Annotated in this window: 13 protein-coding genes; 6 read left to right on the top strand and 7 right to left on the bottom strand. The window is 43.0% G+C overall.

The window, feature by feature from the left end; all coding sequences use genetic code 11:
* Positions 1–111 precede the first annotated feature (111 nt).
* Entirely contained in the window at positions 112–777 is a 666-nt protein-coding gene (locus A3860_RS11675) for a hypothetical protein (protein WP_081146882.1), read from the top strand.
* A 183-nt stretch (positions 778–960) separates the two neighbouring features.
* Positions 961–2,433 carry a gliding motility-associated C-terminal domain-containing protein gene (locus A3860_RS11680; protein WP_081146883.1) on the top strand — a complete coding sequence of 491 codons (1,473 nt, stop codon included), beginning with the start codon at positions 961–963 and terminating at the stop codon, positions 2,431–2,433.
* A gap of 13 nt (positions 2,434–2,446) precedes the next feature.
* On the opposite strand, the gene A3860_RS11685 is transcribed toward A3860_RS11680, so the two are convergent.
* Positions 2,447–4,897, bottom strand: a complete 2,451-nt coding sequence (locus tag A3860_RS11685) for an ABC transporter permease (protein WP_081146884.1) — start codon at positions 4,895–4,897, stop codon at positions 2,447–2,449.
* A gap of 184 nt (positions 4,898–5,081) precedes the next feature.
* Positions 5,082–5,789 carry a sterol desaturase family protein gene (locus tag A3860_RS11690; RefSeq protein ID WP_081146885.1) on the bottom strand — a complete coding sequence of 236 codons (708 nt, stop codon included), beginning with the start codon at positions 5,787–5,789 and terminating at the stop codon, positions 5,082–5,084.
* 208 nt (positions 5,790–5,997) lie between these two features.
* On the opposite strand from A3860_RS11690, the gene A3860_RS11695 reads away from it, so the two are divergent.
* A complete protein-coding gene (locus tag A3860_RS11695) occupies positions 5,998–7,026 on the top strand; it encodes a glycoside hydrolase family 43 protein (protein ID WP_081146886.1) in 1,029 nt (342 codons plus the stop codon).
* Between the two features lie 73 nt (positions 7,027–7,099).
* Here A3860_RS11695 and A3860_RS11700 read toward each other — a convergent pair whose 3' ends face one another.
* From A3860_RS11700 to A3860_RS11715, 4 genes are all read right to left on the bottom strand, one after another.
* Entirely contained in the window at positions 7,100–7,525 is a 426-nt protein-coding gene (locus A3860_RS11700) for a hypothetical protein (protein ID WP_081146887.1), read from the bottom strand.
* Between the two features lie 50 nt (positions 7,526–7,575).
* A complete protein-coding gene (locus A3860_RS11705; RefSeq protein WP_081146888.1) occupies positions 7,576–8,019 on the bottom strand; it encodes an anti-sigma factor in 444 nt (147 codons plus the stop codon).
* Positions 8,016–8,615 (bottom strand): RNA polymerase sigma factor, encoded by a 600-nt coding sequence (locus tag A3860_RS11710; RefSeq protein WP_081146889.1) that lies wholly within the window; start codon positions 8,613–8,615, stop codon positions 8,016–8,018. Before A3860_RS11710 ends, A3860_RS11705 begins: the two co-directional genes overlap by 4 nt.
* Before the next feature lie 63 nt (positions 8,616–8,678).
* The gene (locus A3860_RS11715; protein WP_081146890.1) at positions 8,679–9,029 is read right to left on the bottom strand and encodes a TfoX/Sxy family protein; all 351 of its coding nucleotides are present in this window, start codon (positions 9,027–9,029) and stop codon (positions 8,679–8,681) included.
* A gap of 106 nt (positions 9,030–9,135) precedes the next feature.
* Between A3860_RS11715 and A3860_RS11720 the strand changes: the two genes are divergently transcribed.
* Complete coding sequence (locus A3860_RS11720) at positions 9,136–10,581, top strand: S41 family peptidase (protein WP_081146891.1); 1,446 nt, start codon at positions 9,136–9,138, stop codon at positions 10,579–10,581.
* Positions 10,582–10,677: 96 nt separating this feature from the next.
* Here the strand turns inward: A3860_RS11720 and A3860_RS11725 are convergent, their stop codons facing one another.
* The gene (locus A3860_RS11725; RefSeq protein WP_081146892.1) at positions 10,678–11,142 is read right to left on the bottom strand and encodes a hypothetical protein; all 465 of its coding nucleotides are present in this window, start codon (positions 11,140–11,142) and stop codon (positions 10,678–10,680) included.
* 704 nt (positions 11,143–11,846) lie between these two features.
* On the opposite strand from A3860_RS11725, the gene A3860_RS11730 reads away from it, so the two are divergent.
* Positions 11,847–13,103: a hypothetical protein gene (locus A3860_RS11730; protein ID WP_081146893.1), complete on the top strand. Its 1,257-nt coding sequence runs from the start codon at positions 11,847–11,849 to the stop codon at positions 13,101–13,103.
* Positions 13,104–13,262: 159 nt separating this feature from the next.
* Entirely contained in the window at positions 13,263–14,156 is an 894-nt protein-coding gene (locus A3860_RS11735; RefSeq protein WP_081146894.1) for an SDR family oxidoreductase, read from the top strand.
* The last annotated feature ends 28 nt before the right edge of the window (positions 14,157–14,184 follow it).

A 14,184-nucleotide genomic window follows, 5' to 3' on the forward strand; every position in this document is an offset into this window, starting at 1 on the left:
AGCTGGCTGTTCGCTAATGATACAGTATTTGCGCATTAATGATACAATCAAACATCAATTTCTACCGATTATCTAAATGAAAAATCAAACTTTACAACACACCTTTTGAAAATGAAATATTATATCTTATTGCTGACCTGCATCTCTTTTAAAATACAGTCAACCGCACAAACCATTCAATTAACAGATCACCTGATCTTTCCAAGATTAGACAGCGCATATTGGGAGAAAGATTTTGATGCCCTGAATGCCAATCAATCTTCAAAGGCTAACAAATTTCAGGTCTGTACATTCACTCAAACCGATTCTACCCGTGGGCGGTTTTGCTTTAACACAACTATGGGTCAGGTGCAACTGGACACCACCTTGCATAATATACCCCCCGACAAATTAATCGGCACCTGGAACCTGACTCACTTTGGCACCTTTGAAGTGGTGGATAGCATGGTAGTGGATCAGCCAACCATTGACAGACAACTGTTAAAATTAAAGGAATACAACAACCCTTCCGGCACCATTACTTTCACAAATAATAAGTTGCAGTTGGATTTTAAAAATATAGATGAGTACTCCAATGAAAAAGGATCATACCAAATTTTAGACGGCAAGTACCTGGTTACAAAAAAGATAGCTGTAAAGTCCGCATCGACTATCGTGGCACTTACAAAGGATGGATTTCTTATCCTTGATGATCATACCTACAGGACCCTTGCCCAAAAAGACAGGTACCTGGTTGTAAGAACAAGGATCAGAAGAATGATCCTGAAAAAAGCTTAATTGCAGATCACCGATGCACCGCCCACACATTACAATTATTATAATGTATATAAATCGCCTGGTGATTACCAGCATTTACTATGTATTTTTAGGATAAACATATTTTCTTTTTTACATTACAGGTTAAATACATTGTCCATTGAATATCCGGCAATAAACTCTTTTCCCGAATAAAAATGTATTATGCGACCGGTTTGTAGCGTGTTTGCCATTGCAGTAATGATCTTCCTGTTTCAAACAACAAATGCCCAGCTTTGCAAGGGCAGCCTTGGCGATCCCATTGTGAATATTACTTTTGGCTCCGGCACCAACCCGGGAAAATCGCTGATTGCAGCTGCCACTACCTATCAATATCAGGCAAGCGTATGCCCCAACGACGGTTTTTATACCGTTTGCAATAGCACCTCCGGATGCTTTAGCGATAGCTGGCATACACTTTCAGCTGATCATACCGGTAATACCAATGGCTATTTTATGCTCGTTAATGCATCTTACCAGCCTGGTGCATTTTATTTAGATACAGTTCGGGGAATTTGCAGTAATACTACTTTTGAGTTTGCCGCCTGGGTTTGCAATTTACTAAGACCTTCAGCCTGTTCAGGCAATGGCATAGAACCCAATCTCACCTTCAGTATCGAAAAAACAGATGGCACGGTGCTATCAACCTTTAACACGGGTAATATTCCCACAACGTCCAGCCCATCCTGGAAACAGGTTGGCTTCTTTTTCACTACCCCGGTTGGGGTAACAGACGTTGTATTGCGGATGGTGAACAATGCCCCGGGCGGTTGTGGCAATGATATTGCCCTGGATGATATTACCTTACGGCCCTGTGGCCCTGATATTAAAACTTCCATTGTTGGCGCTTCTTCTAACAGTGTGTCATTTTGCGAAGGTGAAGCGCATACCTATACGCTTACGGGCACTGTAATGGCCGGCTATACCAATCCTTCGCTTCAATGGCAGAAAAATTTTAATGACAGTGGCTGGGTCGATATTCCCGGCGCCCATGCAACAACCCTTGCTGTCAACCTGCCTTCTTCTATGAAAGAAGGCACTTATATGTACCGGCTCACCGCCGTAGAAACCGACAATATAGGTTCAACCGCCTGTCGAACTGCCGCCAATCCCATATCCATCATTATTAACCCAACGCCATATGCCAATGCAGGGCCCGATAAAACGATCCTCGAAGGCGATGTGGCCCAACCGGAGGGCGTTGCAACCGGCGGTAATATTGACTACTCCTGGTCGCCGGTATTGAATATGAACAATGCGCAGTCATTGAATCCGGAAGTAACACCCCCAACCAGTACCGATTATGTACTATCTGTTGTTTCGAAGTTTGGTTGCGGTACGGTTACCGACACCATGCATGTTTTTGTACTCAAAGATTTTTTTGTACCCAATGCATTTACGCCCAACAGAGACGGCATCAATGATACCTGGAATATTCCGGCATTAAAAGGCCTTCCCAATTTTGAAATACGTGTTTTCAATCGCTATGGGCAGCTTGTCTTTCACACGCGCAATAATTTTATTGGCTGGAATGGAAAATTCAATGGCACCGACCAGCCTGTAGGCCTGTACGTATACCTGGTCAATATCGAAAACGGCAAAAGGATATTGAAAGGGCCGCTGGCGTTGATACGGTAATCGCGGACTATGCCTATTCAGTTCGAAGACTTTTTACCGGGTTGGCCAACGCCGCCTTTATAGCCTGAAAGCTGATGGTAGCCAGTGCAATGACCACGGCCGTTAAACCCGCTGCGATAAAGATCCAGGCGCTTATTTGAATACGGTAGGCAAAATCATTCAGCCAGTTATTCATGACGAACCAGGCAACAGGTGATGCAATGATAAATGCCACCAACACCAGCCTGATGAAATCTTTCGAAAGCAGGAGCACAATATTCGACACAGAAGCGCCCAATACTTTTCGTACCCCAATTTCTTTGGTGCGTTGAAGCGTGGCAAATAATGACAGGCCTAATAAACCCAAACAGGCGATGAGCACGGCAAAAGCAGAGAAAATGCCAAAGATCTTTCCAAACAATATATCGTTGGCATATTGCTGATTGTAACTATCGTCAAGGAAATAATAATCGAATAAATTACCCGGGAAAAACTGATCGAATTTTGTTTTAATGGCAGCCATTGTTTGGGTTACATCTTTCGTATTCACTCTTACAGAAAGAGCGCTATAGGTACTAAACAACGGGAACAGCACCAGTGGCTCCAACGGATAGCGCAAAGACTTTTGATGAAAATCGGCAACCACCCCCACTACGTCCCATTCCCTGCCTTCCACGTGAATTTGTTTACCCACTGCCTCCTGCGGTATTTTAAAACCCAGTAATCGCGTTACATTTTCATTGAGTATGATATTATGAATATTTTTCCAGTCGGCATTATAATCAGCATTGTCGAAATTCCTTCCTGCCAGTAATTTTATATCATACACAGGAATATACTCCGGACTAACACCATTCTTCCGGGTAGTAAAATGCGCCGCTTCCTTGTTTCCAGGTAAACTAAGATCAAAATCACGCCCCATTTCATTACCAGGCACCGACCATGAATTAGCCACCAGGTGAACGTTCGGTATTCGTTTCAACTCATTTTGCAGCGCGCTTTCCCTTGAAATAAAAGTTGAATCAAACTGCGTCAACTGTGGCGGCCGTATTATCAATACCTGGGAAAGATTTATACCCAAACTTTGCTTGCTTACAAAGCGCATTTGGCTGTACACCACCAGAGAACCGATGATTAGCGCCACCGTAATAGCAAACTGGGTTACCACCAATGCACGCCGTAAATGAATACCTTTTGAAGAGGAAAAATATTTCCCCTTTAAAACAAGGATGGGCCTGAAAGAAGAAAGTACAAAGGCCGGGTAAAACCCTGAGATAAAAATTCCCAATCCAATAATGCCAATCAATAAAGCAACTACGTTAAACCCTCTCAGGCCGTTATGGAACAAGTAGGTCAGTGAAAGATGTTGATGTATGAGCTCATTAAAAGGTTGTTGCACCAATAGCACCACTAACAACGCAATAACCAGGGCCATCAAATTAATAAGGAAAGATTCTGTGAGGAACTGTTTTACCAGTTGGGTTTTTGTGGCGCCGGATACTTTTCGCACGCCCACTTCTTTGGCGCGTTCAACAGATTTTGCAGTAGCCAGGTTGATGTAATTGACCCAGGCAATCAAAATGATGAGGGCTGCAATGATCAACATCGACCATACGACCCGGGCGCTGGCTATTTTACCTATCTCGTATTCATAATCGCTATACAAATGCGCTTTGGTCAATGGCTGTAAGAGAAATTTTTCATCGCTGCCCGAGATCTTGTTCCCCTGAAAATGCCGCTGACTGAACGCATCCAGTTTCGCTTCAAGCGCTTTATGATCTGTACCTGGTTTTAATTGTATGTAATGCCAGAAATCAGAATCTGTAAAATCATAGTCAGCCTGCTTCCATTCCCAGGTTTTATAAAAAGTACAATAAGATAAAAGATAAGAAAACCACAAATGCGAGTTTTCAGGCGCATCTTTACAGATGCCGGTTATTTTATAAGGCTTTCCATTATCTATCAGGATCATTTTTCCAATTACCCCCTGGAAATCGCTGCCCCGAACATCAAATAAGCTTCGCGCCAACGTTTCAGTAAGTATGATAGTATTGGGGTTGGTTAAAGCGTTGTTCCTGTCTCCGGTTATCAAAGGATAGGAGAACATGCTTAAAAAAGAATTGTCTACTCCAAACCCCGACTGTCCACCCAGCTTTTTTTCGCCATTAATGAGGATGCCGTAAGATGGCCGTACCCGCGCATGGTTTATTACCTCCGGAAAATCATCCTGCATGGCTTTGCCGATGGCCGAATAGGTAATGGTGCCATGTTGAATGAGCTTTCCATTCTGGTACCGGTCATTGGTTACGCGGTAAATGTTGTCAACATTTTTATTAAACCGGTCAAAGCTTAATTGAAAGCTTACGTACTGCAGGATCAGCAAACAGGCTGCAATGCCTACAGAAAGTCCGGCAATATTGATAAGGGAAAACAGCTTGTTCTTTAACAGATTGCGCCAGGCGGTTTTGAAATAGTTTTTAAACATGTGGCGGTTGTGCTTTCCGCTTAAATAGCTGAAAATAAGCCAATTTAACTGTAAATTGATTACGAGTAAATTGTGCTGCAGCGTTCTGCATTACCTGTACGTTTTTGATACAGGGCTTGTTCGTTTTTGAGTCAGGATAAGCTGGAAACCCAGGTGTCGCACTTATGCGGCAGATTGACTTTCGCTATCTCTTATAAGTCCCAAACAACCTGTCCCAAAGGTTGGTATAGAAACCAAAATTGTAACCTACGTGCTCATGGTGATCATGATGAAAGGTAGATGTGCCCAGGTACCTGAGCACCGGCCATTGGCGTATGGCAGCCGGTAGCGGTTCTATACCCAGGTGCCCGGTAAGCCCAAACGCAAGGTTCAACGTGAGGTACAGAATAATGGCACAAATATTAAAAGGAAAGATCACAAGCAGGACCAGCCACAAAGCGCCAAAACAAACGGTTTCTACCGGGTGCAGAATGAAGAGGTCCATTGGTTTGGGATGGATGGCCTGGTGATGCAACCCGTGAATGGCTTTGTAAAGAAAAGTTTTGTGTATCAGATAATGAAAGAGGAACATGAGCAGGTCCATGGCCATCAACAAAAGCAGTAAATGCGTTACAATGGTCCATGAAATTTCATAGCTGATGGTAATAAATCCCTGCTTCCACAGCCAGTAACCGGCGTAAGTAACTACTGTATTCAGCACATTAGTACCTGCACAAATAAACCATTCTTTGCGGCTGGCGGCAACAGGCGTTACCCCTTGTGCCGACAGCCGCCGTTGAATATACCTGCCCAATAACAGCACCAAAACAGTGAGCAGCACATTTTCAACCAGGAAGATGGTCCATATAAGCGGTTCATACAAGGTGGCGAAAGATTGCAGGAATTGTTGCATAGGAACGATAATCGGCCTAAAAATAGTCAAATATCGTTTATAAGTAAAGTTCCGCCAGCCCTGAACAAAATACCATTTTACACCCCTTCTTTAACAACTTTACCCCTCTTCTTCCGCTGAAAAAAGGGGTAAAATTGTAATATCTAATATCCTATCAGCTACAATCAGTTAAATCCAAACTTTTAAACTATTCACCGGGCATTAAAAAATGAAAACGATTCAATCCCTTAAGATCACTATTAGTTGCATGGCGTGTGCACTTATTAGCACGCTTTGCGCCGCACAATCCAAAACGGCATTTGAACCTGGCAAGATCTGGACCGATACAGAAGGCAACCCCATCAATGCGCATGGTGGCGGAATCCTGTATTATAATGGCAGTTATTATTGGTATGGTGAGATCAAGAAAGGGAAAACCTGGTTTGTGCCTGGTTCCAATTGGGAAAATTACCGGGTAAATGCAGGTGGAGTTTCCTGTTACTCGTCAAAAGATCTGGTAAACTGGAAATACGAGGGCGTGGCCTTGTCGCCCAACACAACCGACTCAACCAACGATCTGCATATTTCGAAAGTAATTGAGCGGCCGAAAGTGATCTTTAATAAGAACACCGGCAAGTTTGTAATGTGGCTGCATATTGATGCCGCTGATTATAAATATGCCCGGGCGGGCGTGGCAGTGAGCGATAACCCGGCAGGCCCGTTCAAATACATCAGAAGCGAGCGACCCAATGGCAACATGGCGCGGGATATGACCATTTTCCAGGATGATGATGGAAAAGCCTATCATTTTTATTCATCTGAAGAAAATGCCACCATGCATATTTGTTTGCTAAGCGACGATTATACCGAACATACCACCATCGAAAAAAGGATCCTGATCGGTGAATCACGCGAGGCCCCTGCGGTGTTTAAAAACGGGAACAGGTATTACCTCATTACATCAGGTTGCACAGGATGGGGCCCCAACCCCGCAGCCTATGCGGTGGCAGATTCTATCATGGGCCAATGGGCGCCCCGTACCAACCCCTGCACAGGTGCTGGCGGTGATAAAACCTGGGCATCACAAAGTACTTATGTGATCCCTGTACAGGGACAAGCGAACAGTTATATATTTATGGCCGACCGGTGGAACAAGCTTGACCTTGAACATTCCTACTATGTATGGCTGCCGCTGCACATGAACAGCAAGGGTATTCCTGAAATAGAATGGAAAGAGAAATGGAGCGTCGCGAAGTGAGCTGATCCAAAAATCAAAGATCCCGGGCTGAAAGGTCCGGGATTTTTATTGGTAGTAACGAATGAAAAGAAGTTTATTTTCCGCCGAATTTCTTCAGAAACAGGTAATAACCAAGGAAGCTGATGCCTATTGAAAACGCCATGATTGCCAAAGAATGAATGTGTAAAGGCAGCGTATAATACACAATGGTGAGCCCGGTTCCAATACCGGTTAAAATGGCAAACCATTTAATATTGCTATTCAGGTTTTCTTTGGTGTTGGTTTGCAAAATGGAAGCAGCAACACTCTCAGGCACCCCCTTGTCTACGATCCTGTTCTTCAGCTTGTAGTTTATGACATATTTCATAATGGCAAGAATGAACAGCATAAACAACCCTACTGCTACAATGGATGAGCAGATGCGAAAGACTTCCATATTAATTTCAGGCAATAACCCGCCCTGGGCATGGGCCAAACAGGGAGTAACGATTATTCCAATTATGCTAAAAACTTTTTTCATATTTCTTGTTTAACTCATTAGACAAATTGTACAAAGTAAGGTTGCAGTGATCATTCAAAATTGAACGCTTTTAGTTTAACCCGGTAAGCCCGGTACATGTCGAACGCGAGGAAGGCCAGTAAACAAATTGCCGCTGTACCAATGAGTGCAGTGGTAAGCCATTCCACTCCACCAAAAAGAACCGCCAGTTCTTTGCCAAAGAAAAGGAACACGGATATAACAAATAAGAAACAAACAGCAGCAATTCCATACCAAAGCATTTTATCTTCCTTCTTATGAATGGAAGGTTGCGGAAGTTGTTTCATTATTATTGCTTCCAGGTTCACATCAAAAGAATCTGCAGGCAGCTTTTCAATTTCAGCAAACAACATCTGGTATTCCCCGACCTTGCTTCTGCATATTGCGCATTGTTCAATATGAGTGCTGCAGGCATTGTCTGACGCAGCTGGCTCAAATACGAATTGCTGTATTTGCGAATCGGTTAGATGTTTCATAAAGGCTCCTTTTTATAGTGAAGTGCGATCCTGTCGCGCAGTATTTTCCTTGCTCTAAACAGGTAGTTTTTCAATGTACCGGCTGGCAATCCGGTGATCTCCGTTATTTCTTTATAGCTCAACTCTTCATTATGGTATAAAGTGATAATGGTTTTATAAAGGGAAGGCAGCTTTTCAATCTCAAATTGTAGGATCCGGATCATCTCTTTATTGAGGATAAAGCTTTCCATCTCATTCCATGCCGAATGTTCTTTGCTTTGCAAAATTTCTGTGTCATCCAGTTCCCAGGCATCATTGTCGACGAGCGTCAGTTTTTTCTTTCTGAGGTGATTTATACAGGCATTGTATGTGATCTGGGCTATCCAGGTAGACAACTTCGACTGAAACTGGAACCCTTTTAAGTTTTTAAAGGCTTTTAAATATACTTCCTGGGCAAGGTCTTTCCTGTCTTCTTCAGTAGCGATCATTTTAAAAATAATTTGGGTAACCAGCCTTTCCGTATTCCTTATAATAATACTAAAAGCGCTGGTATCGCCGTCCAGTACCCGTTTTACCAGAAACTGGTCATCGTGTTTATCTTCATGTATGTGGGTCACCAGGCCATTTGACAGGTAAGCAAAACAAATGTTGCATAATTTTTCAGCTTTTTTCCCGGCGCCCTATTTTTTCTTCTTCTTCGATGATTTTGCCTTATCATTGAATGCCAAACACAGCCCCACCCAGTATTCGAAATCTTTTTTTGATTTGAACCCGGTTGGATCAATATAGCAGTAGCCTTTGTATTCCCTTCCTTTCATGATCATGGGCTGAAAGCCATTCTTCTCAGCCACCTCATCCTGTAATGCAGGATCAAAGCGGCACATCAAATTTTCTCCGCTTACGCTAACACACATTTTCCCGTTTATCATGAAGGTAAGTCCCCTGAACATTTCCTTTTCTTCAATTTTCAGTTTGGGGAATTGAACCAGGTATTCCCTGATGCGGTCGGCGAGTTTTGTATCATATGGCATACTGCTGCTGTTTTGATTTTACAATTTCGCATTTTATTGCTGAATGACCCTGTTTAAGAAATATGTTTTATTTTTCCGTTTTAGAATGATTTAAACCTTTTTTTTAATGACCCAACCAACTGCCCTATCCGCTTTATGTAAAAAATTGGTTCTGCCGGCATTCATTTTTCTCTTTTGTACTTATAGTTCTTTCAGCCAGCAGGCTTCAGGGTCCCAAACGTTCGACAGCCTACAATCATATATAGAAAAAAACTATGCTGGTTTTGCCGATAAAGTAAATCCCCAAACACAAAAAGCTTATCAGGCGCTTACAAAGCGTTTATCCGAATATGCCAAACGGACGCAATCCCCCGCAGAGCAATATTATATCATTCAAAACTGGCTTGACTTCTTTAAAGACCATCATCTTTATATTGATTTTTTCCCAGACACCGCTCATACTGAAAAAATTCCCGTCGATGAAAAGCAGATACAACAACTGTATCATACAAGCCCCGCCAGCATAGCCGGCATTTACTATTCAGACGACTCGGTTTATAAAGTAGCGGTGATCAAAAATACAAAGGGCATCCGCTCTTATGCCGGTGTTATCCTGAGTTCCCAAACACCTTTATGGAAAACAGGCCAGCTGAAGTTTGAGCTTATTGAAACAGGCATCAATCAATTTACGGGCATCTGGTATAACCGGGCGCATTTCATACGTTATACCACTATTCAATTTACCGCCGCAAAGGGGCTGAGTGCGGAAGGTTGGTACAAACATGGCACTACTATAAAAAAGGGAACAGCGACAGCAGCAGTTGCCATCCCTAATCGTTTTGAAGAAGAGAAACAACTAAGCACCTTCTTTAAAAAGCTGAACGATTCAACCGGTTATTTGCGTATTAAAAGTTTTGATGGTTCCCAGGCCCGCGGCATTGATTCGGTACTCACTGCCAATAAGCAAAACATACAATCAATGCCCAGGCTGATCATCGACCTGCGGGGGAATGGTGGCGGAAGCGATTATAGTATGTCGTTCCTGCGGCCCATGCTATATACCAACCCGGTTAAAAATATCGGTGTCGATCTGTTAACAACCCCTGATAATACGGCAGCGTGGGAACGTGCTATTAAACAATACCGGGGCCAGCTACCCGACAGGTATCTCGATGATGCCCTGAAAAAAATACACCAGGGAGATGGCAAGGCAAGGGCCTTTATAAATTTCGTACCGGACTACATAGATACATTGCCTGGGGTATGGCCCAATCCGGCCAAAGTAGCTATTATTATCAATGGCGGCTGTGGCAGCGCCACTGAAGAGTTTTTGCTGGTTGCCCGCCAAAGCAATAAAGTGACATTTGCAGGAGAACATTCAAAGGGCGGACTGGATTATTCAAATGTGGTGCGCAAGGATTTTTCTTATCCGCCGTTTACCCTTGTTTATCCAACTACCCGCTCGCGCCGGATTGACGTTGGGCTTGGAATAGATAATAAAGGCATACAACCAACGATCCCACTTAACCTTACCACCGATCACTGGCTTGATGAGCTGATGAGGAAGTGGTAGGAAAAACACAAAACAATAGCTTAATTACAATACTTAAACAGGCTGCCAGTAATACGGCAGCCTGTTTTATGTTGATACGAGTTAAAGAACATTAACCTACTGCCCGCCCAACAACTGAATACGTTCCCGAATCCGTTTCTTATATCCTGCTAACTGTACCCAATAAACAACCCACAGTACTAATCCGGCCAAAGAAGCAAGCTCTTTTAAGAGTGGGAAAGGTATAATTGAAATACAAAACAAGATCGCATACGACCTAGCAACTGAATAAGTCGGCCTGTGATTTGAAGGAATGGTTTCTTCAGCAAATATAGAATCGCCGGTTGGGCTGTTCAATTCATTTCGAATAGAATCTGAAATCCTTTCGATTACAGAAAACTGGTAAAACAACCCGAATAATGGAATTAACTGGAGCCAAACCTGTCCAGGGGACATGCACCGGTTTTCAGGACGTATTGAATCTAAAGTCCGCACCTGGGTCAGCAGGAAAAATATAGCAACGGCAAGGAAAAGTACAAGTAACAAGATCTGTATTAATCCGGCGACATGAGTGTCGTTCATTTTTTAGCTGTTTAAAGGGTTTATAAAACCCAAAAATAATAAAAAAGCCTTCCCCCCGGGATAATATAGCCAGCTAGGTTTTATAATACACTGGAACGCCCCTTTATTAACAAGCATCATTTATTATCTGCGCAAAATTTGACTAAAAGTATGCATTGCCATTAAGTGTGCACATAAAGGTTATAATAAAAGCCTTAATTTATCTTGTTACAAATGATAATACAAGGTACACGACATCCCCCAAAAAGGGGATCAGTTGATGCCGGGTATACAGGCAACCCGGCAGTAACCATGAATGCTATCACCTATTTTGGCGAGCACCTTATGGCCCATAATAAAAAATGTATTGACAAAAATCAATTCTTGGCGTCGCCATCTGATCTATGATAGCCGTCCATAAAGAAGTGATAAAATGAAAGTCATGATTACTATTATAAAAAATATCTTATCTGTTGCCGGCATTTGCCGTAAAACTCCGCGCATTTTACTGCACACTTATCACCCAAAAACGCACGCTTATTGTCGAAAACGGCACACTTATTAAGTAGATACGATACAATCTAAAAAACTGTTATAGATTTACCGCTTTGACGACACAACCTACTTGATCGTTTACTGCCGGGGATTGCCAGTTTTTATTTTTTATTAAACTGAATATCCGAGCAAACAGTCACTTTTGTGGGATAAAAAATGAGACCTTCTGCATGAACCTGGCAGACATAAACCATACATTACAATCAGCATGGAACTCTATGGGGCATTCTTATGCCAGGGAGATGAATGCTATGATAGAATCGGGCGGGTTGCAGGTTCGTGACAACTGGAATGGCGGAATACCTGCCGACCAACGACATGAACTGGCAGTGGAAGTACTGTCACTATTAAAAAAGGCGAACAAAGAAGGCACCATCGAGGCATTCAGAGCACAGTTCCCCCCCGCCTACGCCCCATTCATAAATATTATTCAGGAACAGGGGCAAAGCATTGAAAACCTTTGCTACATACACGACAAAACCATTGCATTCGTTATTGGCACTGCCTATGAAAAAAGAAAAGCCTGGCTATTAAATGACAAAACTCTGGTAAAGCTTTCCGACACCATAGTATCCATTGGTAAATCACCGCAAAACGGCATCTTCGCCATAGCAAACAATACTACTGTAACAACTTATAAAGGCTGGGAAGGAAGAAAAATATTTGAGTTCAAACTTCCTTTGGTAAAAGAACTGGCCATTTCCCAGGTCATTCCGTTCAATGACGGGTTATCTGTTGTTCTGATCTCCTCCGAAGGCATCTATTTGTTAAGCACCCGGGGAAACTCCAAAATTCATCCGGTTAATGATCCCTATAATTCAGACTGGAATGCCTACATCGACATGGAGCATGCTGCTTTATCGCATAACAATACATTTATCGCCCTCGGCGATCAGTGCTCGGCCCACCGGATCTTAAACCGGTACGGACAGGAAATAGCGGCTTTTGCACCCCAGTCGACTTACCCCCATTTTGCATTGTTCTCAAAAGATGAACAGCAGGTGGTATTGAATTCCTGCCATTTCTATAATGGCATCACCATTGGCATTCCTACGGGTGACATTCATAAATTACAAACCGAAGCTACTACCGAAAATTACAAGCATACAGTCATCGATAAAAATTGCAGGGTGTATACAGCAGTCGCGACATCAAATTATTACATTTTTGGCGATGCCGGCGGTTATATAAAAGCTTATGATAAGGAAGGAAAAAATAGCTGGACTTATTTTTTAGGCGACACCGTCATCAGTATGGCAATTTCCGATGATGAAAAAACACTGTGGGTTGCTTCCTGCTCGGGCATGATCCATACGCTTACCCTCGATGCAGGACAAAGAGACAATCACACCATCGGCAATGGTAATCATTTTGAAGAATTCAGGGTTATTCTCTGGAAGAACGAAATGCAACCGTTGATCTGGTAATACTTATCTGCGGAAATAATTCCACCCTACGCCTCCTGCAATCTGGGCAAATTGATACCCTGCACCCCCATTTGTAAAATAATTTCCTGCCTCGTCTTCCCTTTTATGCCTTTATGACTATGGCATAATAATACGTGTTTTCATAAAAAATGACACGTTATGAATACAACAATAAAAGCACCGAAACAAAATCCGGTTGATAAATATCCACAACCTCCGTATCCCGCACAGGAACAGGAAATGCCGGGTTCTGAACAGAAAATGGACCCTAAACCAGATCATGGAGAAACTTCATACCGGGGCAGCGGAAAATTAACCGGCCGCAAAGCGCTTATAACAGGGGGTGATTCAGGTATCGGGAAAGCAGTTGCCATCGCTTTTGCCCGTGAAGGGGCAGATGTATTAATATCATATCTGAATGAAGAGGAAGACGCTAAAGAGGTAGCCGAATACGTAAAGGCCGCTGGCCAAAAAATAATACTGATGCCCGGCGATATCAGCAATGAAACGCATTGCAAACAACTGGTGGAAAAAGCCATACAGGAATTTGGCCAGCTCGATATAATTGTAAACAATGCAGCGTATCAGATGGAGCACCAAACGTTGCAGGAGATCACGGCAGAAGAATGGGACTATACTTTCAGAACCAATGTAGCTGCCATGTTTTATATATGCAAGGCTGCCGAACCACATTTGAAACCAGGCAGCTCAATCATTAATACCACTTCGGTCAATGCATATACCCCCAACAGAACGCTGTTGCCATATACAGCTACCAAAGCAGCCATCCAGAACTTTACCTCAACCCTTGCGCAATTGTGGGCTGAAAAAGGTATTCGGGTAAATGGCGTTGCTCCAGGCCCTATCTGGACACCACTGATCCCTGGCAGTTTTAAAGCAGATAAAGTAAAAGAATTCGGTCATAACACACCCATGAAACGGGCCGGTCAACCGACTGAACTGGCGCCAGTATATGTATTACTCGCCTCTGAAGAAGCAAGTTATATGTCAGGCGCTACCGTTCAGGTTACAGGTGGCATGCCTACTATTTAATTGTATATGAAAAATCAAAAAGGCAGGA

The sequence above is a fragment of the Niastella vici genome (genome assembly GCF_002077945.1).
Lineage (GTDB): Bacteria > Bacteroidota > Bacteroidia > Chitinophagales > Chitinophagaceae > Niastella > Niastella vici.

What these genes read in the sequence shown, in the direction of transcription:
- A3860_RS11715 (WP_081146890.1), bottom strand. Translation starts at nt 9,029, where the DNA reads ATGCCATATGATACAAAACTCGCCGACCGCATCAGGGAATACCTGGTT.
- A3860_RS11700 (WP_081146887.1), bottom strand. Translation starts at nt 7,525, where the DNA reads ATGAAAAAAGTTTTTAGCATAATTGGAATAATCGTTACTCCCTGTTTG.
- A3860_RS11685 (WP_081146884.1), bottom strand. Translation starts at nt 4,897, where the DNA reads ATGTTTAAAAACTATTTCAAAACCGCCTGGCGCAATCTGTTAAAGAAC.
- A3860_RS11725 (WP_081146892.1), bottom strand. Translation starts at nt 11,142, where the DNA reads ATGAACGACACTCATGTCGCCGGATTAATACAGATCTTGTTACTTGTA.
- A3860_RS11690 (WP_081146885.1), bottom strand. Translation starts at nt 5,789, where the DNA reads ATGCAACAATTCCTGCAATCTTTCGCCACCTTGTATGAACCGCTTATA.
- A3860_RS11720 (WP_081146891.1), top strand. Translation starts at nt 9,136, where the DNA reads ATGACCCAACCAACTGCCCTATCCGCTTTATGTAAAAAATTGGTTCTG.
- A3860_RS11695 (WP_081146886.1), top strand. Translation starts at nt 5,998, where the DNA reads ATGAAAACGATTCAATCCCTTAAGATCACTATTAGTTGCATGGCGTGT.
- A3860_RS11730 (WP_081146893.1), top strand. Translation starts at nt 11,847, where the DNA reads ATGAACCTGGCAGACATAAACCATACATTACAATCAGCATGGAACTCT.
- A3860_RS11680 (WP_081146883.1), top strand. Translation starts at nt 961, where the DNA reads ATGCGACCGGTTTGTAGCGTGTTTGCCATTGCAGTAATGATCTTCCTG.
- A3860_RS11735 (WP_081146894.1), top strand. Translation starts at nt 13,263, where the DNA reads ATGAATACAACAATAAAAGCACCGAAACAAAATCCGGTTGATAAATAT.
- A3860_RS11675 (WP_081146882.1), top strand. Translation starts at nt 112, where the DNA reads ATGAAATATTATATCTTATTGCTGACCTGCATCTCTTTTAAAATACAG.
- A3860_RS11705 (WP_081146888.1), bottom strand. Translation starts at nt 8,019, where the DNA reads ATGAAACATCTAACCGATTCGCAAATACAGCAATTCGTATTTGAGCCA.